The organism is Octadecabacter sp. SW4 (genome assembly GCF_008065155.1).
Lineage (GTDB): Bacteria > Pseudomonadota > Alphaproteobacteria > Rhodobacterales > Rhodobacteraceae > SW4.
Genome location: NZ_CP042819.1, coordinates 1553508 through 1580024, shown reverse-complemented (window position 1 = coordinate 1580024; position 26517 = coordinate 1553508). Strand labels below are relative to the sequence as shown.

Here is a 26517-nt window from a genome sequence, read left to right as displayed (position 1 = left end):
GAGGCAAAAGGTTAAGAACGCAGGGGTTAAGAATGTTTATCTTTTAGAAACAATGATGAACAAACTGCTCATTGTTAACAAATCGGAAACGTTTACAACTTTAGGTTGTGGACAACTTGCGGGTGCATTCAGAAGAACTGTGCATATCACATGGGGACAACATGCGGACTGAACCACGTTTCATGGTCGCGCGGGTGCTGCCTGAATTGGTGCCGCAACCGGTGCGTCACTATCTTGATCACACCGCTGCGGGCACATCCATTCGCGCACTCGCCCGCGCCGCCGAAGTTCATGCCAGCACGATTCTGCGTCAGGTGCGCCGGATCGAAAACCGCCGTGACGATCCGCTGGTCGATGCGGCCCTGCGCCGGCTTTCCGAAAACTCTGATGCAGCTTCGCTTTTGCAACAGGAGCCATGCATGATACAGACCCCCCGCACGCACGCCCACGAGGAACAGCAACGTATCAGCGCCGAGTGCAGCCGCGCCCTGCGCCGTCTGGTTGAAACCGGCGCAGTGCTGGCCGTCGCGCAGGACATGGAAATGGCCGTGGTGGTGCGTGATGCCCCCGATGGCAGCACGACGCGGTCCGCCGTGGTCGGACAGGACGTGGCGCAGGTGCTGGCCCTCAATGACTGGATCGCCACCGACAATCCGGACGCACGGGTGGTGAAATACCGCGTGACGGCGGCGGGGCGCCACCAGTTGCGCGCCTTCATGGCCAGCGATGAAAACCGCGCGACCGGCATGGCCGAAGTGCGCGCCAGCTTTGATCATGCCCGCGCGCTTGCCCCGGCCGAAAGCCCGCTGAACGGGCTGGCACGGCGACGCGACAAGGATGGCAAACCGTTTTTAAGCACCGCATTGGTGCGGGCGGGCGAACGCCTGCGCGAAGATTTCGAGCTGGCGCAGATGGGTCCGCGTGTCACCCAGGACTGGGACAGTTTCCTGACCGCTGGCACCACCCAGACCCACACAAGCGCGCCTGGCAATTCGCCCGCGGCCGCAGATGCGCGCGTCAAGGCGGCCCTGGCCGATCTTGGCCCCGGTCTGGCCGATATCGCGCTACGCTGCTGTTGTTTCCTTGAAGGTATGGAAACAACAGAAAAGCACATGGGCTGGTCGGCGCGTTCGGGCAAGATCGTGCTGCGGATCGCCTTGCAACGCTTGCGGCTGCATTACGACAGTCTGGGGCAGGCGGGCAAGATGATCGGCTAGCCGCCGACCAGCCAGCCAACGCCAAAGGCCACCGCCGCGCACAGCGTCCCGACCGATACGGTTTCACCCATCGTGCGGGCAAGGCGTTCACCTGTCGCGCTCCAGCGCAGCAGGCCAAGCGCGGCAAGGGCAGCCAAAGTCGCCCCGACCGATATCCAGAAGGTGCGATCGGTCGGGGGGAACACAAAATAGGGGACAAGCGGGATCACCCCAAAGGCCAAAAAGGCGACAAACGTGAAACTGCCGTTGATGGCCGGGGTATCGTCGCGCGGGTCGGGTTGGCCAAATTCATAGGTCATCATCAGATCCGCGACCGCCTCGGGATGGTCGCCAAGGGCGGTGGCGGTTTGCGCGGCGATGCCCTGGGGCAGGCCGCGTTCCTGCAAGATCTGCTGCAATTCGCGCAGCTCTTGGGCGGGATTGTCGCGCAGGGCGCGCAGTTCGGTATTGCGGCGCGTATGATACATGTCGCGCGCCGCACGCCCGGAGAGAAATTCGCCCAGACCCATCGACACACCATCGGCAAACAGGTTGGCAAGGCCAAAGACCAGCACCGCCAGCCCGCCGATCTGCGCAACGCCATCGGCCGCCGCCCCCGCAAAACCGGCGACGATCGCAAAGGTCGTGACGATCCCGTCATTGCCGCCGTAAACGATCTGGCGCAGGTATTCCTGCACCGCTGTCTGGCGGTGGATATCGCGGCGGTGGGTCGGCCAGTTGATCGCCATAGGGGTATCCTCTTGTGCTGCGGCGATTATAGCGCGGCGCGCGACGATTGCACATGATGCATGGCGGCATTGCCCCCCTTGGGCTTGCCCAATGGATCACGTAATGTGATCTAGATATCGTTGACGCGGGAGGAGCCACAACATGCGCGATCTGAAAATTCCGGCACAGCGCCACCCCGAAAAGCAGCGCCGCCCCGATAGTGCGCAGCCCAAGAAACCCGACTGGATTCGCGTCAAGGCGCCCGGGGGCGCCGGCTATGCCGAAACCGCCAGGATCATGCGCGACAACAAGTTGACGACGGTCTGCGAAGAAGCAGGCTGTCCCAATGTTGGCGAATGCTGGTCCCAGGGTCACGCGACGATGATGATCATGGGCGAAGTTTGCACGCGGGCTTGCACGTTTTGCAATATCGCCACCGGCAAACCGCCCGAGGATTTGGATATCTTTGAACCCGGGCGCGTGGCCGATGCAGTGAAAAAGCTGGGGCTGAACCACGTCGTCATCACATCCGTTGATCGCGACGATATCGAAGACGGCGGGGCGGAACACTTTGCCCAGACGATCCGCGCCATTCGCAAGCAATCGCCCGACACCACGATTGAAATTCTGACGCCGGATTTTATCCGCTGTGATGCCAGCGCATTGGAGGTCGTTGTTCAGGCGCGCCCTGATGTGTTCAACCACAACCTTGAAACCGTGCCGGGCCTTTACCCCGAGGTCCGACCCGGTGCGCGCTATTTCCACAGCCTGCGCCTGTTGCAGCGCGTCAAGGAACTTGACCCGACCATGTTTACCAAATCGGGCATCATGGTGGGCTTGGGCGAGGACAAACAGGCCGTCACGCAGGTCATGGAAGACATGCGCGCCGCCGACATCGATTTTCTGACCATCGGCCAATACCTGCAACCGACTCCGAAACACCATGCGGTGGACCGTTTCGTCACGCCAGACGAGTTCAAATCCTACGAAAAGACCGCCTATAACAAAGGGTTCTTGATGGTTTCGGCGACACCGCTGACCCGGTCCAGCTATCACGCGGGCGATGATTTCGCGCGCCTGCGGGCAGCGCGGATGGCGAAACTCGGGGCGTGATCACTCCACCGCTGGCACGGCCTTGAGGTAGGCAGCGATCGCGGCGCGGTCGCTTTCGGGCAGGCGCGCGGTATTGGCGATCACGTCGACCATCTCGCCGCCCGCCGTGTCAAACTCGGGTGTGAAGCCGCTGGTCAGATATTCGACGATATCGCCCGCGCTCCAGCTTAATGCGGCGGGGGTGATATTGGGAATGGTGCCTTCGCCGCTGGGGTTGGGCGCACCGGCCAGCCATTGGGCGCGCCGCAGCCCGCCCAGAACATTGCGCGCCGTGTGACATTCGCTGCAATGCCCCAGGGCCTCGACCAGATAACGGCCACGCGCGACATCGTCGGGCAGCGGGTCCGCCAGCGCCCATGCATCGGTGCTGAACAGCAGCTTCCAACCGCCCAGCATCCGCCTGATATTGAACGGAAAACCAACATCATGGGGTTGGTTTTCGACATCGCTGGCGGGCAGGGTGCGCAGGTGCGCGATCAGGTCGACAATATCCTGCGGATCGGCCTTGGCATAGGTGGTATAGGGAAAGGCGGGGTAGTAATGCGCGCCCTCGGGGCCGACCCCGCGCATGATCGCATTGGCCAGATCATAATCGCTCCAGGCCCCGATACCGGCGCTTGGGTCGGGCGAAATATTGGGGGCGATGAAGCGGCCAAAATCACTGGGAAAGGCCCGCCCGCCAGCCAGCACGGGCCGGTCCGACGGGTCACTGTCGGGCGCGGTGTGGCAGGCGGCGCAGCCGGCGGCGGCAAAAACCAGTGCGCCGCGGGTCGCGTCCCCTTGCAGCCCCGCAAGCAGGGCAGGGTCAAGCGACGCGGGGCGGGTCGCAAACCACGCGACCGCGCCGCCGATGATCGCCAGCACAAACCCGGCGCGGATCACCCGCATGCGGTTATTCGTCGCTTTGACGATAGGCGCGGTGGCAGGCACCGCAGGCCCCGCCGACCGGTCCAAAGGCGGCTTTGAGCGCATCAAGACCATCGCCGGCGGCGGCGTCCAGCCCCTGCGCGGCGGCCAGAAGATCGGCCTGATCGGCCACGAAACCGTCCATGTCATCCCAGATTGCGGGCAGGGCGCGGCTCCCCTCGACAGACGTGTCGGACCCTTCGACCCAATAGCCTGCCTGATCAACCGCGGCGAGGGCCGCAAGGTTGCTGGCTGCCGTCATCGCGGCTGCGGCGTCATAGGGGATCTTGTCCTGTGCCATACCGCCCAGCGTGCCAAGGTTGAACGCAAAAAGCGACATATGCGCCTGTCGCGCCTTCATGGATGCGGCGACGGCGGGGTCAATATGTGCTTCGGCAGTGGCGAAACCGGCAAAGGCAATCGACGCCCCGGCAAGCAAAAGGGAAAGTTTGGTCATGACCAGCTCCTAGGTTAACGTTGACCAAGCGTAACACGGGCTGATCGGGGGCAAACAAGTCATTCTTGAACAGAGCCTGTGCATGCGCGCACGATTTTGCCGAAAGCCAACCCTAGCGCACAATCTTTGGGCGTCCGCCCTGCACCGCCATCCAATCGGGAAAGCCGATCCAGCGTTCGATGCCGACAATCACCAGCGAAATCACGATCACGCTGATCACAAGGATCACACGTTTCTGGCTGGGCGGGCGCTTGGCCCAGCGGGCCATACGCAAAAGATGACGCAGTTCTTGCATGGGCGCAGGATGCCAGACACGGACGCAAAGCAAAAGGGCGCAAGATGACCCTGCGCCCTGAAGTCCGAAAACCGGTTTGCTGCGACCTTAAAATTCGTAGCCAACCTCGAAGTTGTAGATCGGATCGTCGCCGCCACTACTGAAGGCCGTGACATCAGCGCGCACATAGGCGCCAACATCGAAAGTATACTGCCCGCCGATTCCATAGATTTCTTCGGCTCCACCACCGCCATCAATCTGCAAGATGGTCAGACCTGCCTCGAAATTGTCATTCACCTGATACTCACCGGTCAGCAATAGGGACGACAGATCAGGGTCAAAGGCCGCATTCATCGTGTATGAGATCAGGCCCGAGAACGGACCATCGGCGTATTTCGTCCCCAGCGAAAAGCGCGTTTCCTCGCCCGGTCCGAATTCGGAAAGGGTTTCAACCAATACGAAAGGTGTGAAATTGCCCGCGTCATAAGACAGGGCGGCACTGCTCAGCGTGACGTCGGCACTTTGGGAATAGTGCAGGCTGAGGCCCACATTGAACTGACCATAGTTGCCATCGTAACGCAGTCCGTAAATGTCCTCTTCATCAAGTGTGAGCAACTCTAAGATGCTGCCAGTGAACGACGACAGAAAAATTCTGAAGCTCGGGTCCTGGCCATAGCGTGGGCTATCGGTAAAATCGGTGATGACCGACTTTGGCCGACCGAACTGCAGGGTGCCGGGCCCAACGTCATACGTAAGACCATAATAGAGCGCATCAATATTGTCTCCAAGGTCGGAGGATTCGGCGAGGCTTTCGTAGTCCAGAAAATATCCAAGCCCCGCGCTGCCTGGGAACTGCCCCTCAAGACTGAAGTCGAGCGTGACATACTCAAAGTCGTCGGTAAAGTCGGTGCTGATGCCATAAGCGATCGCACCCTCGAACATCATATCAGGTCCGCTTTGCGCCGCGACACCCGTGGCGATGCTGGCAAGGCCAGCGCATAATACGATCTTCTTCATTTTCTCACCTCTAATAAGTTACTCTTTTGCGCCCAAATACAGCGCCACTACAGACCCGATACGACAAACAGCCCGTTCATCTGGGCTCATCAAAAAAAGAAATCCGCAAGATACCCCGATCATGCGCCCAATCGCGTCATCTGCCAACAGGCCGATGACCCAAGGTCAGCCAGTGTTGCGGGGCCGCAATGCCCTAGACGAACCTGACCTTGCCGATGAACGGCAGGTTGCGGTTGCGTTGGGCATAGTCAATCCCGTAGCCCACGACAAATTCATCCGGAATTTCAAAACCCAGCCAGTCCGCCCGATAGTCAACTTCGCGCCGCGTGGGTTTGTCCAGCAGGGCGATGGATTTCAGGCGTGCGGGGTGTTTGGTGCGCAGGTATTCGGTCACATGCGCCAGGGTGTGGCCCGTGTCGATGATATCTTCGACCACAAGCACGTCACGGCCTTCGATCTGGCCGCGCAGGTCTTTGAAAATCCGCACTTCGCGGCTGCTTTCCATCCCGTCGCCATAGCTCGAGGCCTCAAGGAAATCGACCTCGACGGGCAGGTCAAGCTCACGCACCAGATCGGCGATGAACACAAACGATCCGCGCAGCAACCCGACCACGACCAGTTTGTCGGTGCCTTTGAATTCGCGCTGGATCTCGCGGGCCAGATCCTCGATCCGCGCGGCAATGGATTTGGCGCTGATCATTTCGTCGATGACATAGGATGAATGGTCGGGCGTGGACATCGGCGTCTCCGGTCAGGGCTTGCGCTTTGTGTGTGTCACAACTCGCGCGGGGTGTGCAATGGGCTGGCGCGGGGGCAAGATTACCGTTAGGTAAACCACACAACCTGTGATAGAGAATTTCGGCATTTGTTAGGGGATGTTATGGCAGATACGGATCCGCTTGGCTTTTTGGTAGCGCCGATTTCGGCGATGATTGAACAGGTTGGGGCCAGTGTCGCTTCGGCCTCGGTTGAACTGAACCGGCAGCAACTGGCTGCCCTGCAAAACTACCCGCCCGAACTGATCGAGGTGGGGCTGACGCCGACGATCTTTCATATGCAATCGGTCGAGGTCGAACTGAAGCTTGCCCTGCACCTGCAACCCGCCAAGGAGACCGAAGACACCCGCGGGATCGGGCGCAAGGCATGGGATTTCATCATCGGCGCCACGCCGGTGAATGCCAATTACCAGAACGGGCAGGAGTTCGATGTGAGCGGTGCGTCCAGCCTGCGGATGCATTTCGCCCCCGGGCCACCGCCCGGCGTTGACGACGCGCTGACTGACCAGTCGGGCGAGGGCCGCTAGCATGGCCAAACGCACAACACCGCCCCCCGGTGATGCCCCGCTTGAGGTGCGCATCGTCGGCCTGTCCGATGACATCATCGCAACCCTGACCGGATTGCAGACCCGGATTGCCGCGCTCGAGGAAAACGACCGCAACTTGCGCGCCCAGATCGCCGCCCTCGAAAGCAAGATCACCGAACAGGCGCGCGGCCCGATGTTCGGGGCGACAGGCCCGGTGCTGCCGCCCCATGCCCAAGCTGATCCCGACACGCAGGTTGTCGCAGCGGGCGAACTGGCCGGGCAACTGGCTAGCGAGATTGCCCGCGCCCATCCCGAAGACGGTGCCTTTAGCCTTGATAACATTGAAATCGACATGGCTGGCGCGCTTGGTAAGGACGCCGACAATGTGATGCTGGGCGTCAACCCGCGTCAAGCCATGACCGGCGATACCGCCACCCGCGTCAAATTCAGTCTGCGGCGCCGCACCCGTATCCAAAGCGTAGATTAGCACAAACCAGATAGGAGAGATCATCATGAGCGTCGGACAGGAACTTCTTAATACGCCATTTCCCGAAATGGTGCAGAAACTGGCCATTGCGGTCGCCGAATCCCAGACCAAACTGGATATGAACTCTACCGCCGTGGCCAGCTATATGGCCGAACAGATGATCACCCTGCCAGACCTGTCAAAACCCGAACAAACCAAATCGTTTTCGCTGGTGTCGATGGGCTTTTTGCCGACATTCTATGCCGTCCAGGAGGCCGAGATCGAAGTGAAGATGGCAATCACGATGGCCAAGACCACCGAAAAAAGCGGCAGTGCCAGCGCCAAGGGGGGGTGGGGGCCGTTCGCGGCTTCGGTCAATGCGTCCTATTCGTCGCGCTATGCTTATTCGCAGGAAGGGGCCAGCACGCTGCGCGTCAAACTTGCGCCCGCCGAACCGCCGATGATCTTGCAGAAATACATGGAGGCGCTGACTGACAAGATGTCGGCGGACCTGCGCGGCGCACTTGACGCAGAAGAACCGACCCCCGAGCCAACCAAACCAACCTAGCATCGCAACACCCGGTTCGATTGCTGCGCGCCGCCCTTGCCACGGGCGGCGTTTTGTCCGACATCAGGGCAACACAAGACGGAACGAACCACATGCCGCATCACGCCGAGACCAAAACGCTGCCCTATACGCCAGAGCAGATGTATGCGCTTGTGGCTGATGTGGCGCGTTATCCCGAATTTCTGCCCTGGACGGCGGCGGCGCGCATTCGCAGCGTCACCGCGCATAGCGATCACAGCGTGATGCTGGCCGATCTGGTAATCAGCTTTAAGGTCTTTCGCGAAAAGTTCGGCAGCCGCGTGACGCTCTGGCCCGCGCTGCATAAGATCGACACCGACTATATCGACGGGCCGTTCAAGCATCTGCACAGCACCTGGGTGTTTACCCCCCATACCGAGGGCTGCACCGTTTCCTTCGAGGTGGATTTCGAATTCCGCAACCGCCTGTTGCAGGGCGCGGCGGGCCTGTTTTTCAACGAGGCGATGCATCGGATCGTGCAGGCCTTTGAAACCCGCGCCGCCGATCTTTATGGGCAGGCCCGCTAGGGCCCGCCCGACAAGTCAGCTGTTCATGTCATAGGCGCGTTCGCCATGCACCGACAGGTCAAGCCCGTTTGTTTCGGCTTCGATATCGGCGCGCAGGGGCGTGATCGCCTTGACGATGAATACCAGCGCGATGGTCACGACAATCGTATAGCCCCCGACAATCGCAAGCCCGCCCAGCTGCGCCGCCCATGATCCAAGGCCGAACACGGCGATCATGATCGACCCGAAAACGCCGCCCACGCCGTGCACCGCGAACACGTCAAGCGTGTCGTCGATCTTGAGGGTGATGCGGATCAGGGTCACCGCCTCCTGGCACAACACGCCCGCGACCGCGCCGATGACCAGCGCCTCGACGGGACCAACGAAACCCGATGCCGGTGTGATGCTGGCAAGGCCTGCAATCGTGCCCGTCACCAGCCCCACGAGCGAGGCGCGCCCGAATTTGATCTTTTCCCAAAGCGCCCATGACAGCGAGGCCGCAGCCGCCGACAGATGTGTCACGGTGATTGCCATCGCCGCGCCGCCGTCCGCCGCCAGTTGCGAGCCGCCGTTAAAGCCGAACCAGCCGACCCAAAGCATCGCCGCGCCGATCATCACCATACCCGGGTTATGGGGGGGCGTGGTCTGGTGACGCCGCGGCCCGAGGAAAATCGCAAGGACAAGCGCGGCCAGCCCGGCCGTTTCATGGACAACAATCCCGCCCGCGAAATCCTTGACACCGACATCGCCAAAAATCCCGCCATCGGACAGAAAACCGCCGCCCCAGATCCAATGCACGATGGGCGCATAGACCAAAAGCATCCAGAGCGCGGAAAACAGCAGCACAAAGCCAAAGCCGATCCGTTCGACATAGGCCCCGACAATCAGTGCGGGGGTGATGATCGCGAATGTCATCTGAAAGGCAAAGAACAGCACTTCGGGCAGGGTGCCTGCCAGCGTGTCCGCGTCAATGCCGTTCAGGAACATCTTGCCCAGACCGCCCCAGATGCCGCTGGTGTCGCTGCCAAAGGCAATCGAATAGCCCGCAACCAGCCACAGCACCGACATCAGGCAGGCGATGGCATAGCAATGCATAAAGACGCTCAGCACGTTGCGCGCGCGCACAAGCCCGCCGTAAAACAGCGCCAGTCCCGGCAATGTCATGAAAAGAACCAGCGCCGTTGCGACGATGATCCATGCGGTATCCGCTCCGTTCATATCCTTGTCCCCTTTGGATGTGTTGGCCGCTTTGGCCACGGCGCGCGCGCAATAAAAAGGCGCAAGGCGCGAAAATGCGCCAAATTTACAGGCAGTTCACAAAGTGCGTGATTTTTAGGCAGACTGACCGGCGTCTGGCGCGCGATTGGGCAGGCTTGAATCGACAGCCTGCTGCAAAATGGAAATGGCATGGTTGACGGCGGCGCGGCGGACATGCGCGCGCCCCAGAGGCCCAAAATCGATGGTATGGGCCGAGGTTTCATCGCCTGTGGCCAGCCCGAAACAGACCCGGCCTTCGGGTTTGTGATCCGATCCGCCGGGGCCGGCGATTCCGGTGATCGACACCGCAATATCGGCCCGCGAGTGCTGACGTGCACCGCGCGCCATTTGCAGCGCGACTTCTTCGCTGACAGCGCCAAAGGCGGCAATCGTGGCCGGATCGACCCTTAGCATCTGCGTCTTGGCGGCGTTTGAATAGGTGATGAAGCCGCATTCGAACACGTCTGAACTTCCTGCGATTTCAGTCATCGCGGCGGAGACCAGCCCGCCGGTGCAGCTTTCGGCGGTGGCGATCATCAGCCCCTTGGCGCGGGCGGCGTCCAGAAGGGCGGCGACGGTCATAGCAAAAACTGATGATACAGCGAGGCCAGCGCCACCACGCCAATCGCCGCGAAAATCCCTGCGATCACATCATCCAGCATCACGCCGGTTGCGTTGTCCTTGCGATCGGCCCAGCCGACAAACCCCGGTTTGGTGATGTCGAACCAGCGAAACAGCGCAAACGCGACAAGCCACCCGGGCCAGAGGCTGAGCGGGGCGGCGCCCGTCACCTGAATACCATAGATCACCGGCAGCAGGGCGATCCACTGGCCGACGACCTCGTCGATGACAATCTCTGACGGGTCGTGATTGTCCTTGCCCGCAGTCATCCATCTGGTCGCATAGTAGCCCTTGATATAGGCGGCGGGGATCGCCAGCGCGAATAACCAGAACCCACCGACCATATAGATTGCCCAAGCCATCGGCAGGGCCACCAGCGACCCCCAGGTGCCCGGCGCGGGCCGCAGGTGGCCGACATAAAACACGGTCGCCGTAAGATGCGCCCACTTATCTTTCATGATTTCACCAATGTTGCTGTGGCCATTGCCGCAATCCCTTCGCCGCGCCCGGTGAAGCCCAGGCGTTCTGATGTCGTTGCCTTGATGCTGATCCGGTCAAGGTCAAGCCCCGTAATGTCAGCCACCCGTGCACGCATGGTGGCGGCGTGGGGGCCGATTTTGGGAAATTCGCAGATCAGCGTGCAGTCGATATGGGTGATGGCAAAGCCCATCTCGCCCGCCAGTTCCACGGCGTGGCGCAGGAAAACATGGCTTTCAACGCCCTTCCATTGCGGATCGGTTGGCGGGAAATGCTGGCCGATATCGCCGCGCGCCAAGGCACCGTAAATCGCGTCTGTGATGGTGTGCAGGCCGACATCGGCGTCCGAATGGCCCTGCAATCCGCGCGCGTGCGGGATCGCCACACCGCAAAGCATCACATGATCGCCCGGCCCAAAGCGGTGCACGTCAAAACCGTTGCCGGTGCGCATATCCATCGTCTGTCCCATCAGCTTTGCGGCGCGCGCGAAATCGGCGGCGTGGGTGATTTTCAGGTTGTCGTCCGCGCCCGCAACAATGGCAACATCCAAACCCGCAGCGCGCGCCACTTCGACATCATCTGCCGCCGTGCCATCATAGGCGCGATGGGCTGACAGGATCGCATGATAATGAAACCCCTGCGGCGTTTGCGCACGAAAAAGCCCGCTGCGGTCTTGCGTGCCCGTGACCAGATGATCCGCGCCCGTCCAAAGCGCATCCGTGACGGGCAGGGCGGGGGCGGCCCCTGTGTGACTGTCCAGCGCGGCGATCACGCGGGCGATCAGGTCAGCACCGACCAGCGGGCGCGCGGCGTCATGGATCAACACATAGTCGGGCGGATCATCGGCCAGTGCCTCCAGCCCCGCGCGCACCGATGCATCGCGGGTGGCACCACCGGCCACGGCGGGCAGGCCCATATCGGTGGCGCGGTGCAGATCATCCGCATGTAGCACCAGGATGATATCATCGACCTGGCCTGCAAAGGCGCGCACCGTGTGCGTGATCACCGGCGCGCCGCTGAGATCCTGCCATTGTTTTGGCTGGTCACCGCCCGCGCGGCTGCCACGGCCCGCGGCGACAAGTATGGCGGTGGTGCGCATCTGATAGCCCCCGTGTGTTCGCGCCATTTGTAACCAGCGTGAACGGCAAGGGAAAGCGCCTGATCGCAGCGCCCAAATTTTAGGCATTTGCTGTTTTGCAGCCGGTTTCTCGCGCGGATTCATTGCGCCTTGCCGCGTTGCCGCGTAAATCAGGTATGCACAAGGATTAAGCAAGTGATCAAATCGCAGGCAAAACCCCAGAATATCACGCTGGACAGCATGGCGCTGGCCCCTGCGATTGCGCTTGCGCCCCTTGCAGGCATAACCGACCTGCCGTTTCGCCAGTTGGTTGCCGGGTTTGGCGCAGGCTGGGTCGTCAGCGAAATGGTCGCCTCGCAGGAAATGGTGCAGGCCAAGCCCGGCGTGCGTGAACGCGCCGAGCTGGGATTTGATCAGGCCAACACGGCCGTGCAACTGGCCGGGCGCGAGGCCCGTTGGATGGCCGAGGCCGCCCGCGTGGTCCAGGGCAACGGTGCGCGGATGATCGACATCAACATGGGCTGCCCGGCCAAAAAAGTCACCAACGGCTATTCGGGGTCGGCGCTGCTGCGCGATCTGGATCATGCGCTGACCCTGATCGAGGCGGTGGTCGCGGCGGTCGACATCCCCGTGACCTTGAAAACCCGCCTTGGCTGGGACGACGATCTGCTGAATGCGCCCGATTTGGCCCGCCGCGCCGAAAATGCGGGCATCCGGTTGATCACGATCCACGGGCGCACCCGATGCCAGTTTTATAAAGGCGCGGCGGATTGGGCGGCGATCCGTGCGGTTGTCGATGCGGTCGATATTCCGGTGATCGCCAATGGTGATATTCTGAACGCCGACGGTGCGCAGGCGGCACTTGATCAATCGGGCGCGCAGGGCGTGATGATCGGGCGGGGGGCGCAGGGGCAGCCCTGGGCGCTGGCGCAGGTGGCACATGCGCTTTGCGGCACACCTGCGCCCGACATACCGCAGGGTCAGGCGCGCGTTGATATGGTCGCGGGGCATTACGACGCGATGCTGTCGTTTTACGGCGCGCCGCTGGGCAGCAAGGTCGCGCGCAAGCATCTGGGCTGGTATATGGATGGGGCTGGGACGCCGCAGGCTTTGCGCAAGCGCGTCCTGACCGGCACCGACCCGCGCGAGGTGCAGACCATGCTGCGCGATGCGGTGGCGGCATGAAGATTGATGCGCCCCTTTGGTATTCGCTGCCCGTGCCGACGCTGCTGCTGTCACCTGATGACATGATCAGCGACAGCAATCCGGCGGCCGAAAATTTCCTGAACCTGTCGTCCAAATCCCTGCTGGGTGCGCTGGTTTGGGACAAGGTGATGATCGATGCCCCGCTGGAAGACGCCTATGCGCGTGCGCGTGATCGCGGCACCATGCTATCGGTCAATGATGTGGATGTGGGCAGCGGCGAGCGCGCGCCGATGCATTGCAACATCCAGTTCGCGCCCTTGCAAGGCAGCGACGGGTTCATGCTGATGATGATCTCGCCGCGCGAAATTGCCGACAGGATCACCCAGCACGCGCAATCCACCAAGGCGGCGAAATCGGCGATCGGGATGGCCGAAATGCTGGCCCATGAAATCAAGAACCCGTTGGCAGGGATCACTGGGGCGGCGCAACTTCTGTCGATGAATTTGAGCAGTGAAGATCAGGAATTGACCGATCTGATCGTCGAGGAATCGCGCCGTGTGGTGAAACTGCTGGAACAGGTCGAACAGTTTGGCAACCTGCGCCCACCCTTGCTGCAATCGGTCAATATCCACGATGTGCTGGACCGCGCGCGCCAGTCTGCGGCCGTGGGCTTTGGCGCGCATATGCTGCTGGTCGAGGATTACGACCCGTCACTGCCCCATACCCTCGCGGACGGCGACCAACTGTTGCAGGTGCTGCTGAACCTGCTGAAAAATGCATCCCAGGCCTGCAAGGACGGCGGCGTCATCCGTCTGCACAGCTATTACGAACCCTCGCTGCGGGTGCGGCGCGCCGATGGCACGATTGCCCGTCTGCCGCTGCAAATCGAAATCATTGACGACGGGCCGGGCCTGCCGCCCGATCTGGCCCCGCACATCTTTGAACCCTTCGTGTCGGGGCGCGAAAACGGCACCGGCCTGGGCCTTGCACTGGTGTCGAAACTGATTTCCGACGTCGGCGGCTGGATCGGCGTTGAATCCACGCCCGGGCGCACGGTCTTTCGTATCTCGCTGCCTGTAGCCCCCAAAGACGCCCCTTACCAATCCGGAGAAGACTGATGGACGGAACCGTTCTTGTAGCTGACGATGATCGCACGATCCGCACGGTGCTGACGCAGGCGCTGACGCGGGCGGGGTGCAAGGTCCATGCCACATCGTCGCTGGTGACGCTGATGCGCTGGGTCGAGGAGGGCAAAGGCGATCTGGTGATTTCAGATGTTGTCATGCCAGACGGGAACGGGCTCGAACAGCTGCCAAAGATCAGCGCCGCGCGTCCGGGCCTGCCGGTGATCGTCATCTCGGCGCAAAACAACATCATGACGGCAATTCAGGCCGCCGAGGCCGAGGCTTATGATTATCTTCCCAAACCCTTTGACCTGCCCGATCTGATGAAACGCTCGGCGCGCGCGCTTGAGGTCAAGCGCCGTGTCACGCCCGCGCGCACCGATGTGCAAACCGATCACGATGAATTGCCGCTGGTCGGGCGCACACCGGCGATGCAGGCGCTGTATCGGTTGGTGGCGCGGGTGATGAACACGGCCCTGCCGGTGCTGATCACCGGCGAAAGCGGAACCGGCAAAAGCCTGATCGCCCGCGCGGTGCACGATTTCTCTGATCGGCGGTCTTTGCCGTTCGTGGTGGCAAGTGCGGTCGATTTGCAGGGGATGGATGGCCCGTCCACGTTGCTGGCGCGCGCCAAGGGCGGCACGCTGGTGTTTGACGAAATCGCCGATCTGCCAGATGACGCGCAGGCGCGGATCGTGCGCATGTTGGATGCCTTGGGCGATCATGCGCCCCGTATCATGGCCACCTCGCAGGTCGATTTGACGGCGCGCATGGAGGACGGCGCGTTTCGCGAGGATCTGTTCTATCGGATTGGTGGCGTGACCATCACCGTGCCGTCGTTGCGCGAAAGGGTCGATGACATCCCGCTTCTGGCCGAGCATTTTCTGCTGCGCGCCGAACGCGATGGCGGATCGCTGCGTCGCCTTGCGCCCGGCGCTGTCGATCTGGCGCGCAACTACAGCTGGCCCGGTAACGTGCGGCAGTTGGAAAACGCGATTCGCCGCCTTGTCGCCACCGCAACCGAAGATGAAATCACACTGGGCGAAATCGAGGCTGTGCTGGGCAATCAACCGGCAATGGAACCGCTGCGCGGCGCGGCGGGCGAGGGCGACAAACTGTCGGCCAGTGTCGCCAAACACCTGCGCCGCTATTTTGATCTGCATGGCGGTGCTTTGCCGCCACCGGGCCTTTATCAGCGGATTCTACGCGAGGTCGAAGCCCCGATGATCGAAATCGCGCTGGACGCGACGGGTGGAAATCAGGCGAAATGCGCTGATCTTCTTGGGATAAATCGCAATACCTTGCGAAAGAAGATCACCGAACTCGATATGAGCGTGACACGGCGCCGTAAGTTGATGTAAAACCGCAACATAAGCGTGGCCGGCTTGCCGCAGACACAGTCTGTCGCACTCAGGACCACTCGGCGGTAACGGGGCAACGGCCCCACATATAAGGGCGTGCAGGTGCAACGGTCCCTTCTGGGTATCAGTTTGGCAAGGTTCAGTCGCTGGCGGCGCATGAAGCCTGTGCAAAATGCAACGACCTTGGGGTTGGTGCTGCTTGGGCCAATCCTTGCGGGGCTGACGATCACGATTTTGGGGCCGCTGGACCAGACCGCGACGGCCCCGTCCCTGCGCCTGATCCTGCTGGCCGATCTGGTTTATATTCTGGTCATTGCGGCGCTCGTCTTGCAGCGGGTGATCGGGCTGATCATGGCACGGCGCGCGCGTTCGGCCGGATCGCGATTGCATTTGCGCCTGACGGGGGTGTTTGCGCTGCTGGCGCTGATCCCCACGGTTCTGGTCGCTGTCTTTGCGGTGCTGTCGATCAACGTGGGCCTTGAAGGCTGGTTCAGTGAACGGGTGCGCAATGTGGTTGGCAATTCCCTGTCCGCCGCCGAAGCCTATGAAGAAGAACACCGCAAGGAGTTGCGCCGCGATGGCTTGGGCCTTGCGGGGTTCCTCAATACCGAACGGGCCAAGACATTTTTCATGAGTGACGGCGAAGTGCGGCAGGTGCTGGGCGCTGTTCAGCCGCAGATCGAACGCACGCTGGCCGAGGTGTTCGTGATTGACGGCGCGGGCGAAATCAAGGCGCGCGGCGCGCGGTCGTATGAATTTGGCTTTGAGCAGCCCAGTGCCGAACAGATTGGGCAGGCCCGGGCGGACGGTGTCGTGATCATCGAGGATTGGGACAATAACGAATTTCGGGCGCTGATCCCGCTTGACGCCTTTGTGGACCGCTATCTGTTCGTCACCCGTCAGGTCGATGGATCGGTGCTGTCGCTGCTTGATGAAACGCAGGAAACCGTGGCGCTTTATGAGCAGCTGGAATCGGATCGTGGGCGGCTTTTGTTCGAATTTGGCCTGATATACCTGGGCTTTGCGGTGATCCTGATCCTTGCGGCGATCTGGCTGGGGATCTGGTTTGCCGAACGTCTGTCGCGCCCGATTGGTCGCCTTGTGGGCGCGTCACAGCGGGTTGGCGGCGGTGATTTGAACGTGCGCGTTCCCGAAGAACAGGGCGATGATGAAATCGCGCAACTGGGCCGCTATTTCAACCAGATGACAACGCAGCTCAAGGGGCAGCGCGAGGAATTACTGGATAACACCCGCCAGATCGAACGCCGCCGCCGGTTGTTCGATTCCGTGCTGTCGTCGGTGTCCTCGGGTGTTGTGGGGCTTGATGCTGATGGCACGGTGGCCTTTGTGAACCGCTCGGGCGGGCGGCTATTGGACATGGCGCAGGATCAGGGCGATGTCGCGATTTCCGTCGCCGTGCCGGAATTCGCGCCGCTGTTTGATCAAATGCGCGCAAGCGGGCGCGATGCGGTGCAGGATCAGGTCAATCTGGTGCGTGGCGGGCAACAGGAAAGCCTGCTGGTGCGCATGGCCCCACGGCGCCGCGATGATGGCACGCTTGAAGGTTATGTTGTCGCCTTTGATGACGTGACCGATCTGGTCAGTGCACAACGCATGGCCGCATGGGGCGACGTGGCGCGCCGGATCGCCCACGAGATCAAGAATCCGCTGACGCCGATCCAGCTGAGTGCCGAACGCATCAAGCGCAAGTTCGCGGCACAAGTGGGCGATGACCACGAAGTTCTGGAGCAGATGACAGATGTTATTATCCGTCAAACCAACGACTTGCGGCGCATTGTTGACGAATTTTCCAAATTCGCGCGGATGCCCGAACCCGAACGCATGACCCATGATCTGACCGCGCTGGTGCGCGATGCGGTCGTATTGCAGCAATCGGGCCAGCCCGATGTGAACATCACCGCCGATTTGCCGGATCGTCCGGTGATGGCCGATCTGGACAGCACGATGATCTCTCAGGCGTTGACGAACCTGATTAAGAACGCGGGCGAAGCCACTGAAACAATGCAGGAAAATGGCGCGCCGGATGGCTATGAACCGCAGGTGCGTGTCGCGATGGACGTGACCCCAGGCGGGGCGCATATCACCATCAGCGACAACGGTGTGGGGCTGCCCGAAGACCGCGCGCGCCTGTTCGAACCCTATGTAACGACCCGCGAAAAGGGCACCGGGTTGGGCCTGCCGATCGTGAAAAAGATTATCGAAGAACATGGCGGCACCCTGCAATTGCAGGACGCAGAGGCCTTTGACACAACACATCATCGCGGGGCGATGGCGGTGATCGACCTTCCGGTCCTGACCGCCGCCGCCCTGCCACATCAAGAAACTGCATGAGGACCACAATGGGCGATATCCTGATTACCGACGACGAACGCGATATCCGCGAGCTGATCTCGGATATTCTCGAGGACGAGGGGTTCAGCACACGGCTGGCAGGCAATTCCGATCAATGCATGGCGGAAATCGCCAAGGAATCACCGGCGCTGATGATCCTTGATATCTGGCTCAAGGACAGCCAGATGGACGGGATCGATATCCTCAAGGCCGTGAAACGGGACCACCCCGACATACCGATTGTGATCATTTCCGGCCACGGTAATATCGAAATTGCCGTCGCGGCGATCAAGCAGGGCGCGTATGATTTCATCGAAAAACCCTTTAATATCGACCAGTTGATGGTTGTCATTCGTCGGGCGATGGAAACATCGCGGCTGCGGCGCGAGAACCTGCAACTCAAACGCGGTGACAGCGCGGGGGCGGACATGCTGGGCGACAGTGCCGCGTTCCGCACCCTGAAATCGCAGCTCGACAAGGTTACGAAATCCAACGGGCGGGTGATGTTGACCGGGCCTGCGGGCGCGGGCAAGGAAATCGCCGCGCGCTACATTCACGCCAATTCAAACCGCGCGGCGGCCCCGTTCGTGACGGTCAGTTCGGCCTCGATTGAACCGGACCGGATGGAGGACGTGCTGTTTGGGCGCGAAAGCCCCGAACGCGGCGTTGAAAAGGGTCTGCTTGAGGAAGGGAATGGCGGCGTCGTCTATTTTGACGAGGTCGCGGATATGCCGCTTGGCACCCAGTCGAAAATTCTGCGGGTGCTGGTGGATCAACAGTTTCAACGGGTGGGCGGCACTGGCAAGGTGCAGGTCGATCTTCGGGTTATTTCAAGCACGAACAAGGACTTGGCAGCCGAAATTGAAGCGGGAACCTTCCGTCAGGAATTGTATCATCGCCTGAATGTCGTGCCGATCCATGTGCCCAGTCTGGAAGAACGGCGCGAGGATATCCCGATGCTGGCCGAGCATTTCATCGGCGTGTTCAACAAGGTGCAGGGCTTGCCGCTGCGCAAGCTGGCCGATGATGCACGCGCGCTATTGCAGACGATGCTGTGGCCCGGCAATGTCCGCCAGCTGAAGAACGTCGTGGAACGTGTTTTAATCCTTGGAGAAAACACTGACGAGATTACCGCCAAGGAGCTGCCTTCTAATGAGGAACCCAGCAGTGGCGAGGACCGGGTGCTGCTATCAGGTGGCCTTGCGACGCTGCCTCTGCGTGAGGCCCGCGAGCTGTTTGAACGTGAATACCTGCTCACCCAGATCAACCGCTTTGGTGGCAACATCAGCCGCACCGCCAGCTTTGTCGGGATGGAGCGCAGCGCGCTGCACCGCAAGCTGAAATCGCTGGGGGTGGTAACCTCGAACAAGGCTGGCGCAAGAGTGGCCCACATCGAACCGGTAGCCGAGGATGCAAGCGATTGACCGTGCCCGCACGATCAGGCACCACAGGCCAAGCACATGAGGGGCTGACATGAAGGTTATCATTTGCGGCGCAGGGCAGGTCGGTTGGCAGATCGCGCGCCATCTGTCCGGAGAACGCAACGATGTCACGGTCGTGGATCACAACCCCGATCTGGTGCGCCGCGCCACCGATACGCTGGATGTGCAGGGCGTTGCGGGCCATGCAAGCTATCCCGATATTCTGGAACGGGCGGGCGCGCGCGATGCGGATATGATCATCGCCGCCACTCACAGTGACGAGGTCAATATGGTGACCTGTCAGGTGGCCCATTCGGTTTTTGCGATCCAGCGCAAGATCGCGCGCCTGCGCGCGCAAAGCTATCTTGATGCGATCTATTCCGACCTCTACCGCCGCGATCATCTGCCCATTGATGTGGTCATTTCCCCTGAAAAGGAAGTGGCCGAGGCCGCCTTGCAGCGCCTGTCGGCCCCCGCAGCCTTTGACACCGAAAGCTTCCTTGATGGCAAGGCGCAGCTTTTGGGGATCAACATCGCGCCCGATTGCCCGGTGATCAACACGCCGCTGCGCCAGTTGACCGATCTGTTTTCCACATTGCAGGCCATTGTCGTCGGGATCCGGCGCGATGGCACCCTGTTTGCCCCCGGCGCGGGCGACCAGATTTTTGCCGGTGACGAGGTGTATTTGTTCACCCGCACCCAAGATATGACCCGCACGCTGGAGATTTTCGGCAAGACGAACGAAAAACAGGAACGGATCGTGATTATCGGCGGCGGCAACGTCGGCTTGGCTGTGGCACGCGCGCTGGAACAGCGCACCGACCGCGTGCGCGTCCGCGTCATCGAAAAGAACCGCAAGATCGCCGAAGACGCCGCAGATGCGCTGGAACGCACGATCGTTCTGAACGGCGACGGGTTGGATGTGAACCTGCTGGCCGAGGCCAATATCGCCGGGGCCGATGCGGTGCTGGCTGTCACGGATGACGACAAGACCAATCTGCTGGCGGCCGTGCGCGCCAAGGGGATGGGCTGTCCGATGGCGATTTGCCTGACCAATGATCCGTCGCTTGTGCCGCTGATGGCGCCGCTTAATATTGACGCCTATATCAACCCGCGCGCCACCACAGTCAGCAGCATCCTGCGCCATATCCGGCATGGCCGTGTGCGCGGCGTCTATTCCATCGGTGACGCCGAGGCCGAAGTGATCGAGGCGCAGGTGCTGTCCACATCACCGATTTCCGGCCAGCGCATTCGCGACATCGATTTCCCCGAAGGCGTGCTGGTGGGCGCGGTCCTGAAAGGTGACAAGCTGGTCAAGCCCACGGCCGCGTTGCGGATCGAAGAAGGCGATGTCATCGCGATCTTCTGCATGGCCGATGACGTGAGCGAGGTCGAACGCCTGTTGCAGGTCTCGATCGACTTTTTCTGATGAAGCTGCGCCTGGCCGAGTATCCCTTTATCGTCCTGTTGATGGCCATCGCCGCCCTCGCGATGCTGGTGCCGGCGATCTATGCGTTTACCCTTGGGGATTTTGCCGGGGCGCGGGCGTTTTTCTATAGTGCAATCCTGTTCACCTTGCTGTCGATCCTGCTGGCCATTGCGACCCAGCATTATCGCCCCGCCAGCATTGCCCGCAGCCAGTTGATCGCCTTGCTGGCGGCTTTTTCGGTGTTGCCGCTGATGCTGGCCGTGCCCTTCTACGAGGCGCTTGGCACCGTCTCGTTTCGTGATGCCTGGTTTGAAATGGTGTCAAGTTTCACCACCACGGGCGCGACGCTTTTTGACAATCCGCGCAGCTTGACCCGCCCGCTGCACCTGTGGCGGGCACTCGTGGGCTGGATGGGTGGCCTGCTGATCTGGGTGGCGGCGGCGTCGATCCTTGCGCCGATGAACCTTGGCGGCTTCGAGGTGCGCGCCACGGCAACCGCGGGGCAGGGTGCCAATGATTTCCGCCAGATCGCGCGGATTGCCGACCCCTCCGAACGGCTGACCCGTTTTGCCGCCAAGCTGGTGCCGCTTTATACGGCGTTGACCCTGCTGCTTTGGCTGGGGCTGACCATGCTGGGCGAGGTGCCGTTTGTCGCGCTGAGCCATGCGATGTCGGTGATGGCGACCTCGGGGATATCACCGGTGGGGGGGCTGTTTTACAGCGGCGCGGGGGTGTTTGGTGAAATGCTGATCTTTGTTTTCATGCTGTTTGCCCTGTCACGGCTGACCTTTGGGCGCGGATTGATGGGCGAGGACCGCAAAGGCGTGTTCTACGACCCCGAATTTCGCCTGGGCATGACCTTGGTCGTAATCTTGCCCGCCTTGTTGTTCCTGCGCCACTGGATCGGCGCAACCGAGGCCAGCACCGGCATCGGCGACGTGCAATCGGGCCTGCGCGCGCTTTGGGGCAGTATCTTTACGGTGATGTCTTTCCTGACCACCACGGGGTTTGAATCCGCTAGCTGGCTGGGGGCGGCGAACTGGTCGGGTCTGCCGACACCGGGGTTGTTCCTTGTGGGGCTGTCAATGATCGGTGGCGGCGTTGCGACGACGGCGGGGGGCGTGAAACTGCTGCGGGTCTATGCGCTTTATAAACACTCGGAACGGGAACTTGAACGGCTGGTGCATCCCAATTCGGTGGGCGGGGCGGGGGCCGACGCGCGCCGTATCCGTAAACAAGGGGCTTATATCGCGTGGATCTTTTTCATGCTGTTTTCCATGTCCATTGCTGCGGTCATGGTCCTGCTCTCCCTGACCGGCGTGCAGTTCGAGACGGCGATGGTGCTGGCGGTCGCGGCGCTGTCCACCACCGGGCCATTGGCCGATGTCGGGGCCGAAGCGCCGATTTCCTATGCCGGTCTCACCGCTTTTGCGAAATACGTGCTGGCAGCGGCAATGGTCGTCGGGCGCCTTGAAGCACTGGCGATTATCGCGCTTTTGAACCCTGAATTCTGGCGCCGCTGAGCCGCTTATTTTTCCTCTTTAATCTCGGGGCGGGGCGCGACATACTCGGGCCGATGGGAATGGCCGGTGCGCGGCCGCAAGAATAGAAGGGTTAGGCAATGGCCTCAGATAAACAGAACCTTCAGGATGCGTTCCTGAATCATGTCCGCAAGGTGAAGGTTCCAGTCACGATCTTCCTGATCAACGGCGTGAAACTGCAAGGTGTGATCACCTGGTTTGACAGCTTTTGCGTGCTGCTGCGCCGCGATGGCCAAAGCCAGCTTGTCTATAAAAGCGCGATCAGCACCATCATGCCGGCCCAGCCGATCAGCCTTTATGATGGCGAAGAAGGCTAACCATGTCCGAGGATGAACGGTCCGCGATGCGGGCCTATGTCCTGCACCCCGAACTCAAGGTTGCCGGATCAAAGCGCAGTTCAGAACCTGCGCTGGCCGAAGCCGTTGCGCTTGGCGATGCCCTGCCTGACCTTGACGTTGTCGGCGCGGAAATCGTCCGCTTGCCGAAACTGCATCCGGGCATGTTGTTTGGCAAAGGCAAGATCGCCGAACTGAAACAGCGCATTCACGACGCCGAGGCGGGTTTGGTGCTGATCGATGGCCCCGTGTCCCCCGTGCAGCAACGCAACCTGGAAAAGGAGTGGGGCGTCAAACTGCTGGATCGCACCGGGTTGATCCTGGAAATCTTCAGCGACCGTGCGCGCACCAAGGAAGGTGTGTTGCAGGTCGAAATGGCCGCTTTGACCTATCAGCGCACGCGGCTGGTGCGGGCCTGGACCCACCTTGAGCGCCAGCGCGGTGGTTTGGGCTTTGTCGGTGGTCCCGGCGAAACCCAGATCGAGGCGGACAGACGCGCGATCGACACGCAGTTGAACCGGTTGCGCGCCCAGCTTGCCAAGGTGCAGAAAACCCGCGCCCTGCACCGTGCGGGCCGTGCCAAGGTGCCCTATCCGACCGTGGCCCTGGTCGGCTATACCAACGCGGGCAAATCGACGCTGTTCAACAAGATGACGGGGGCGGATGTCTTCGTCAAAGACATGCTCTTTGCCACGCTTGACCCGACCATGCGCAAGATCGAATTTCCCACGGGTGAAACCGTGATCTTTTCTGACACGGTGGGCTTTGTCAGTGACCTGCCGACCGAACTGGTCGCCGCCTTTCGCGCCACCCTAGAAGAGGTGCTCGAGGCGGATGTGATCCTGCATGTGCGCGATATCAGCCATCCGCAAAGTCAGGATCAATGGGCCGAGGTCGTCACCATTCTGGGCGTGCTGGGCGTGTCCAAGGACACGCCGCAGATCGAGGTCTGGAACAAGATCGACAACCTGCCCGCGGACGAAGCCGAAGCGCAACGCATCATTGCCAAACGCACCGGAAAATACGTTACATCGGCGATCACCGGCGAGGGGGTTACCGAGTTACTGGATCACGTGCTGGCCGAAGTGACCGATCCCAAAACCCACGAAATGCTGCAAATCGGCTGGGACGACGCGGCCTCGCACGCATTTCTGCACCAAATGGGTGTGGTCGATGACAGCCGCGAAAACGCCGAGGGCTGGCAGGTTGATGTCACATGGTCCCGGCGCGACCGCGACCGGTTCCATAAGAAACGGCGCGACCGGCGTTAGGGTCGGGGTGTGCCCGGCTCCAGCACCGTCACGCCCACCGCAGCGGCCCGCGCAAGTGCGGGATCAAGCGACATGGGGATATATTCGCCGCGCCGCCACAGTTCGCTCAGGTCGTCGTAATAGCGTGACAGCGGGTGGCCGGACTGCCCCGTGGCCGTCACAAAAACCGAACTATCAGGGTCGGCGAAATCATAAACTCCGCGATAGCCTGCGGCGTGAACGTTCTGGAACGGCGTGGGATCAACCCCCGAGGTGCGCCCCCGTTGTAGCGTATTGTCGCCGCCGCTGGTGGACTGGCGAATGTTGACGAACCAGTTGAGCACCGCAACCTTGCCCAACACCGGGTGATCCTGGGTGGCCTGATGGGCATCACCCCAACGCAGGCTTTCCAGCGCCGTGCCCTGATTTTCAGCGATCCATAACAGGGCGTCGTCAAGGGCCAGACGGGCGATATCGGTGCAGGTTTCGACAGGGGCCGATTGCAGCACATCACACCAGCGTGCAGCACCATCCACGTCACGATACACGCGTTCGACGAAAACCGGGTCCAACTGGGTAAATTCGCGCGATAGCCCGCCCAGTTCATCGCGGATCAGACGGTCCTGCAAGGCGCGCATCCAGGCGGCATAGATCAGCGGCTCTGGCAGATGTTCGTTCATTTCGCCGTTCCATTCGCTCAGCATTTGCAGGGCAAGCTGGCGCTGGCGTTCGGGGGTGCCTTCGGGCGCGGCCTCGCCGGTGAACCACAGATCGGCCCCCACAAGCGGCAGCAGGGCGCGAGCGGTATAGCTGACGGTGTCCAGTTGCGCTTCGATGAAGCTTTCGCGGGTATGGACCTCGCGGACCTGCATTAGACGGCGCCAGCGGTTGATGCGCTGGGTGTCGCCCCAGTCAAAGGTCACATGGTTTGGAAAGGGGCGATCAACGATCTTGTTGTTGGTATTGCCGACGATCCCGCCTGCGGGGTTCACGAATTCGGGGTTGTCGGCGTAAGGCAGGACCCCTTGCCATTGGTTGGTGGGAATATAGCCATAGGTTGGCATCCGGCCCTGGGATTGATGGGCCGGATCGCGGGCGGGCATGGCCCCGATCAGTTTCATGGCGATCCCGTTGCGGTCGGCCAGTGTCAGCACCTGCGACGGCGCGATATAGGATTGCGCAGCGGCAATCGCCTGGCGGACATTGCGCGCGCGCATCAGGCCCATCGCCGCCGATATGGTTGTATCTTCACGCGACAGGGCCGTCCATGACAGGGCGGTCACATGGCCGGGCGGGCGGATCGTGCCCAGATCAAACTGGTCGGGCGGGATCACGGGGCCGTTTTGGGTCCATTGCAGTTTGACCGTCACGGCGGCGCTGTCGCGCACGGTGATGATACTGTCACGGGTTTCAAAACTGGCCCAGCCATCGGCGGTGCGATACTGGGTTGGATCCTGGGCGTTGACCTCTTCGATAAAGACATCCTGATCATCCAGATAAGACGATGTCTGCCCCCAGCCAAGATCGGCGCTGCGCCCAACCATGACCAGCGGCACGCCGGGGATCGTGCCGCCAATAACGCCGCCTGTTTCCAGTTCAAGCCGTGCGAGATACCATTGGGTCGGGGCGGTCAATTGCCCGTGGGGGTCGTTGGCCAGCAAGGTCGATCCGGTTGCCGAGCGGCTGATCCCTGCCGCCCAGGCGTTCGAGGCACCTGCCAATTGGCGCGGGCGCAGGGGCGAGAGCGGATCAAAGGGCATGCGTGTGTTTTGTGCATAGCGCGTCGTGCCTTCGATCAGGCTGGCGTATTCGGGCAGGGCGGCGGTGGGTGCGCCGGGGGCATCGGGCAGGATGTCGTTGACCCGTTCATCCCCCAAAATCAGCGAAGTGCGCGCGCGCAGCACTTCGTTTTCGATCTGGCCTGACTGCTGCAGGGCCATGAGTTTGATCACAGCAATGGAATCGGCGGGTTGCCACGGGGCCACGGGATGGTTGAACAGCCACATTTCCGGCGCGCCGCGCCCGCGCGCACCGGCATTGACCTCTGCCAGCCACGCGTTGACGCCTGCGGCATAGGCCTCAAGTGCCTGGGTGGTGGGGGCATCCTGCGCCGCCACGGACTCGCGCGCGGCCCCGTAAAGATCAAGGCGGCGCATCAAGGTGTCGATGCGCAGGGTGCGTTCACCAAAAAGTTCTGACAAACGCCCCTGCACCGTGCGGCGCAACATTGTCATTTGCCACAGGCGATCCTGGGCATGGGCGTAGCCAAGGGCAAAGTAGACGTCGGCGTCCGTTTCGCCGAAAATATGTGGCACATTGGCATTGTCCCGCACGATTTCCACGGGCGCGGAAATGCCGCTGACCATGAACGTTCCCGCATAATCGGGCAGAGACCGTGCGGCAAAGTAATACGCCAGCGCGATGGCGGCCACGATCAGCACAATCAGGGCCGAAGCAAGCCGCATGAGCCAGCGAAACAAACGCGCCATAAATGCTGTGTCCTTATGAGTTGACGGACCCGTGGTGTGGGTATCATGGTCTGATTTCCACAAACCACGCGAGAGGGCAAGAG

26 protein-coding genes are annotated in these 26517 nt (G+C 61.3%); 15 read left to right on the top strand and 11 right to left on the bottom strand.

What is annotated here, in order from left to right; genetic code table 11:
• Positions 1-161 precede the first annotated feature (161 nt).
• Positions 162-1217 (top strand): DUF6456 domain-containing protein, encoded by a 1056-nt coding sequence (locus FTO60_RS07780; protein WP_254696926.1) that lies wholly within the window; start codon positions 162-164, stop codon positions 1215-1217.
• Here the strand turns inward: FTO60_RS07780 and FTO60_RS07775 are convergent.
• Positions 1214-1945 carry a VIT1/CCC1 transporter family protein gene (locus tag FTO60_RS07775; protein WP_148055426.1) on the bottom strand — a complete coding sequence of 244 codons (732 nt, stop codon included), beginning with the start codon at positions 1943-1945 and terminating at the stop codon, positions 1214-1216. The two genes, FTO60_RS07780 and FTO60_RS07775, sit on opposite strands and share 4 nt — an antisense overlap.
• A gap of 142 nt (positions 1946-2087) precedes the next feature.
• Between FTO60_RS07775 and lipA the strand changes: the two genes are divergently transcribed.
• Positions 2088-3038 (top strand): lipoyl synthase, encoded by a 951-nt coding sequence (lipA, locus tag FTO60_RS07770; RefSeq protein ID WP_148055425.1) that lies wholly within the window; start codon positions 2088-2090, stop codon positions 3036-3038.
• On the opposite strand, the gene FTO60_RS07765 is transcribed toward lipA, so the two are convergent.
• From FTO60_RS07765 to hpt, 5 genes are all read right to left on the bottom strand, one after another.
• The gene (locus FTO60_RS07765) at positions 3039-3926 is read right to left on the bottom strand and encodes a cytochrome c (protein ID WP_148055424.1); all 888 of its coding nucleotides are present in this window, start codon (positions 3924-3926) and stop codon (positions 3039-3041) included.
• Positions 3927-3930: 4 nt separating this feature from the next.
• Positions 3931-4401 carry a cytochrome c gene (locus FTO60_RS07760; RefSeq protein ID WP_148055423.1) on the bottom strand — a complete coding sequence of 157 codons (471 nt, stop codon included), beginning with the start codon at positions 4399-4401 and terminating at the stop codon, positions 3931-3933.
• 112 nt (positions 4402-4513) lie between these two features.
• On the bottom strand, positions 4514-4696 hold the full coding sequence (locus FTO60_RS07755) for a hypothetical protein (protein ID WP_148055422.1): 183 nt from the start codon (positions 4694-4696) through the stop codon (positions 4514-4516).
• A gap of 87 nt (positions 4697-4783) precedes the next feature.
• Positions 4784-5692 carry a porin gene (locus tag FTO60_RS07750; RefSeq protein ID WP_148055421.1) on the bottom strand — a complete coding sequence of 303 codons (909 nt, stop codon included), beginning with the start codon at positions 5690-5692 and terminating at the stop codon, positions 4784-4786.
• Positions 5693-5885: 193 nt separating this feature from the next.
• Positions 5886-6431, bottom strand: coding sequence for a hypoxanthine phosphoribosyltransferase (gene hpt, locus FTO60_RS07745; protein WP_148055420.1), 546 nt, complete (start codon positions 6429-6431; stop codon positions 5886-5888).
• Between the two features lie 141 nt (positions 6432-6572).
• Between hpt and FTO60_RS07740 the strand changes: the two genes are divergently transcribed.
• The 4 genes from FTO60_RS07740 to FTO60_RS07725 all read left to right on the top strand — a co-directional run bounded on the left by FTO60_RS07740 (position 6573) and on the right by FTO60_RS07725 (position 8574).
• The gene (locus FTO60_RS07740) at positions 6573-6995 is read left to right on the top strand and encodes a hypothetical protein (protein WP_148055419.1); all 423 of its coding nucleotides are present in this window, start codon (positions 6573-6575) and stop codon (positions 6993-6995) included.
• 1 nt (position 6996) lies between these two features.
• Positions 6997-7482, top strand: a complete 486-nt coding sequence (locus FTO60_RS07735; RefSeq protein ID WP_148055418.1) for a hypothetical protein — start codon at positions 6997-6999, stop codon at positions 7480-7482.
• Between the two features lie 25 nt (positions 7483-7507).
• Complete coding sequence (locus FTO60_RS07730; RefSeq protein WP_148055417.1) at positions 7508-8029, top strand: hypothetical protein; 522 nt, start codon at positions 7508-7510, stop codon at positions 8027-8029.
• Between the two features lie 92 nt (positions 8030-8121).
• Positions 8122-8574, top strand: coding sequence for a type II toxin-antitoxin system RatA family toxin (locus FTO60_RS07725; RefSeq protein ID WP_148055416.1), 453 nt, complete (start codon positions 8122-8124; stop codon positions 8572-8574).
• A 15-nt stretch (positions 8575-8589) separates the two neighbouring features.
• Here FTO60_RS07725 and FTO60_RS07720 read toward each other — a convergent pair whose 3' ends face one another.
• From FTO60_RS07720 to FTO60_RS07705, 4 genes are all read right to left on the bottom strand, one after another.
• Positions 8590-9771 carry an ammonium transporter gene (locus FTO60_RS07720; RefSeq protein WP_148055415.1) on the bottom strand — a complete coding sequence of 394 codons (1182 nt, stop codon included), beginning with the start codon at positions 9769-9771 and terminating at the stop codon, positions 8590-8592.
• Positions 9772-9885: 114 nt separating this feature from the next.
• Positions 9886-10392, bottom strand: a complete 507-nt coding sequence (locus FTO60_RS07715) for a CinA family protein (RefSeq protein WP_148055414.1) — start codon at positions 10390-10392, stop codon at positions 9886-9888.
• The gene (locus tag FTO60_RS07710) at positions 10389-10889 is read right to left on the bottom strand and encodes a phosphatidylglycerophosphatase A (RefSeq protein WP_148055413.1); all 501 of its coding nucleotides are present in this window, start codon (positions 10887-10889) and stop codon (positions 10389-10391) included. The genes FTO60_RS07715 and FTO60_RS07710 overlap by 4 nt, the downstream gene beginning before the upstream one ends.
• A complete protein-coding gene (locus tag FTO60_RS07705; RefSeq protein ID WP_148057092.1) occupies positions 10886-12007 on the bottom strand; it encodes a bifunctional 2-C-methyl-D-erythritol 4-phosphate cytidylyltransferase/2-C-methyl-D-erythritol 2,4-cyclodiphosphate synthase in 1122 nt (373 codons plus the stop codon). Before FTO60_RS07705 ends, FTO60_RS07710 begins: the two co-directional genes overlap by 4 nt.
• Positions 12008-12226: 219 nt before the next feature.
• Between FTO60_RS07705 and dusB the strand changes: the two genes are divergently transcribed.
• The 9 genes from dusB to hflX all read left to right on the top strand — a co-directional run bounded on the left by dusB (position 12227) and on the right by hflX (position 23966).
• Positions 12227-13171: a tRNA dihydrouridine synthase DusB gene (gene dusB, locus FTO60_RS07700; RefSeq protein ID WP_148057091.1), complete on the top strand. Its 945-nt coding sequence runs from the start codon at positions 12227-12229 to the stop codon at positions 13169-13171.
• Positions 13168-14250, top strand: a complete 1083-nt coding sequence (locus tag FTO60_RS07695) for a nitrogen regulation protein NR(II) (protein WP_148055412.1) — start codon at positions 13168-13170, stop codon at positions 14248-14250. The genes dusB and FTO60_RS07695 overlap by 4 nt, the downstream gene beginning before the upstream one ends.
• Entirely contained in the window at positions 14250-15617 is a 1368-nt protein-coding gene (locus FTO60_RS07690; RefSeq protein ID WP_148055411.1) for a response regulator, read from the top strand. Before FTO60_RS07695 ends, FTO60_RS07690 begins: the two co-directional genes overlap by 1 nt.
• Before the next feature lie 156 nt (positions 15618-15773).
• The gene (locus FTO60_RS07685; RefSeq protein ID WP_148055410.1) at positions 15774-17969 is read left to right on the top strand and encodes a PAS domain-containing sensor histidine kinase; all 2196 of its coding nucleotides are present in this window, start codon (positions 15774-15776) and stop codon (positions 17967-17969) included.
• An 8-nt stretch (positions 17970-17977) separates the two neighbouring features.
• Positions 17978-19393 (top strand): sigma-54 dependent transcriptional regulator, encoded by a 1416-nt coding sequence (locus tag FTO60_RS07680; protein ID WP_148057090.1) that lies wholly within the window; start codon positions 17978-17980, stop codon positions 19391-19393.
• Positions 19394-19442: 49 nt separating this feature from the next.
• Positions 19443-20819: a Trk system potassium transporter TrkA gene (trkA, locus tag FTO60_RS07675; protein ID WP_148055409.1), complete on the top strand. Its 1377-nt coding sequence runs from the start codon at positions 19443-19445 to the stop codon at positions 20817-20819.
• Positions 20819-22342: a TrkH family potassium uptake protein gene (locus tag FTO60_RS07670; protein ID WP_148055408.1), complete on the top strand. Its 1524-nt coding sequence runs from the start codon at positions 20819-20821 to the stop codon at positions 22340-22342. Before trkA ends, FTO60_RS07670 begins: the two co-directional genes overlap by 1 nt.
• Before the next feature lie 98 nt (positions 22343-22440).
• On the top strand, positions 22441-22677 hold the full coding sequence (gene hfq / locus FTO60_RS07665) for an RNA chaperone Hfq (RefSeq protein WP_148055407.1): 237 nt from the start codon (positions 22441-22443) through the stop codon (positions 22675-22677).
• A 2-nt stretch (positions 22678-22679) separates the two neighbouring features.
• Positions 22680-23966, top strand: coding sequence for a GTPase HflX (gene hflX, locus FTO60_RS07660; RefSeq protein WP_148055406.1), 1287 nt, complete (start codon positions 22680-22682; stop codon positions 23964-23966).
• Here hflX and FTO60_RS07655 read toward each other — a convergent pair.
• Positions 23963-26434 (bottom strand): penicillin acylase family protein, encoded by a 2472-nt coding sequence (locus FTO60_RS07655; protein WP_148055405.1) that lies wholly within the window; start codon positions 26432-26434, stop codon positions 23963-23965. The genes hflX and FTO60_RS07655 overlap by 4 nt on opposite strands.
• Positions 26435-26517: the final 83 nt, after the last annotated feature.

Bases quoted from the DNA above. Each gene is read 5' to 3' on its own strand.
- FTO60_RS07780 (WP_254696926.1), top strand. From the start codon at position 162: ATGCGGACTGAACCACGTTTCATGGTCGCGCGGGTGCTGCCTGAATTG.
- FTO60_RS07775 (WP_148055426.1), bottom strand. From the start codon at position 1,945: ATGGCGATCAACTGGCCGACCCACCGCCGCGATATCCACCGCCAGACA.
- lipA (WP_148055425.1), top strand. From the start codon at position 2,088: ATGCGCGATCTGAAAATTCCGGCACAGCGCCACCCCGAAAAGCAGCGC.
- FTO60_RS07765 (WP_148055424.1), bottom strand. From the start codon at position 3,926: ATGCGGGTGATCCGCGCCGGGTTTGTGCTGGCGATCATCGGCGGCGCG.
- FTO60_RS07760 (WP_148055423.1), bottom strand. From the start codon at position 4,401: ATGACCAAACTTTCCCTTTTGCTTGCCGGGGCGTCGATTGCCTTTGCC.
- FTO60_RS07755 (WP_148055422.1), bottom strand. From the start codon at position 4,696: ATGCAAGAACTGCGTCATCTTTTGCGTATGGCCCGCTGGGCCAAGCGC.
- FTO60_RS07750 (WP_148055421.1), bottom strand. From the start codon at position 5,692: ATGAAGAAGATCGTATTATGCGCTGGCCTTGCCAGCATCGCCACGGGT.
- hpt (WP_148055420.1), bottom strand. From the start codon at position 6,431: ATGTCCACGCCCGACCATTCATCCTATGTCATCGACGAAATGATCAGC.
- FTO60_RS07740 (WP_148055419.1), top strand. From the start codon at position 6,573: ATGGCAGATACGGATCCGCTTGGCTTTTTGGTAGCGCCGATTTCGGCG.
- FTO60_RS07735 (WP_148055418.1), top strand. From the start codon at position 6,997: ATGGCCAAACGCACAACACCGCCCCCCGGTGATGCCCCGCTTGAGGTG.
- FTO60_RS07730 (WP_148055417.1), top strand. From the start codon at position 7,508: ATGAGCGTCGGACAGGAACTTCTTAATACGCCATTTCCCGAAATGGTG.
- FTO60_RS07725 (WP_148055416.1), top strand. From the start codon at position 8,122: ATGCCGCATCACGCCGAGACCAAAACGCTGCCCTATACGCCAGAGCAG.
- FTO60_RS07720 (WP_148055415.1), bottom strand. From the start codon at position 9,771: ATGAACGGAGCGGATACCGCATGGATCATCGTCGCAACGGCGCTGGTT.
- FTO60_RS07715 (WP_148055414.1), bottom strand. From the start codon at position 10,392: ATGACCGTCGCCGCCCTTCTGGACGCCGCCCGCGCCAAGGGGCTGATG.
- FTO60_RS07710 (WP_148055413.1), bottom strand. From the start codon at position 10,889: ATGAAAGATAAGTGGGCGCATCTTACGGCGACCGTGTTTTATGTCGGC.
- FTO60_RS07705 (WP_148057092.1), bottom strand. From the start codon at position 12,007: ATGCGCACCACCGCCATACTTGTCGCCGCGGGCCGTGGCAGCCGCGCG.
- dusB (WP_148057091.1), top strand. From the start codon at position 12,227: ATGGCGCTGGCCCCTGCGATTGCGCTTGCGCCCCTTGCAGGCATAACC.
- FTO60_RS07695 (WP_148055412.1), top strand. From the start codon at position 13,168: ATGAAGATTGATGCGCCCCTTTGGTATTCGCTGCCCGTGCCGACGCTG.
- FTO60_RS07690 (WP_148055411.1), top strand. From the start codon at position 14,250: ATGGACGGAACCGTTCTTGTAGCTGACGATGATCGCACGATCCGCACG.
- FTO60_RS07685 (WP_148055410.1), top strand. From the start codon at position 15,774: ATGAAGCCTGTGCAAAATGCAACGACCTTGGGGTTGGTGCTGCTTGGG.
- FTO60_RS07680 (WP_148057090.1), top strand. From the start codon at position 17,978: ATGGGCGATATCCTGATTACCGACGACGAACGCGATATCCGCGAGCTG.
- trkA (WP_148055409.1), top strand. From the start codon at position 19,443: ATGAAGGTTATCATTTGCGGCGCAGGGCAGGTCGGTTGGCAGATCGCG.
- FTO60_RS07670 (WP_148055408.1), top strand. From the start codon at position 20,819: ATGAAGCTGCGCCTGGCCGAGTATCCCTTTATCGTCCTGTTGATGGCC.
- hfq (WP_148055407.1), top strand. From the start codon at position 22,441: ATGGCCTCAGATAAACAGAACCTTCAGGATGCGTTCCTGAATCATGTC.
- hflX (WP_148055406.1), top strand. From the start codon at position 22,680: ATGTCCGAGGATGAACGGTCCGCGATGCGGGCCTATGTCCTGCACCCC.
- FTO60_RS07655 (WP_148055405.1), bottom strand. From the start codon at position 26,434: ATGGCGCGTTTGTTTCGCTGGCTCATGCGGCTTGCTTCGGCCCTGATT.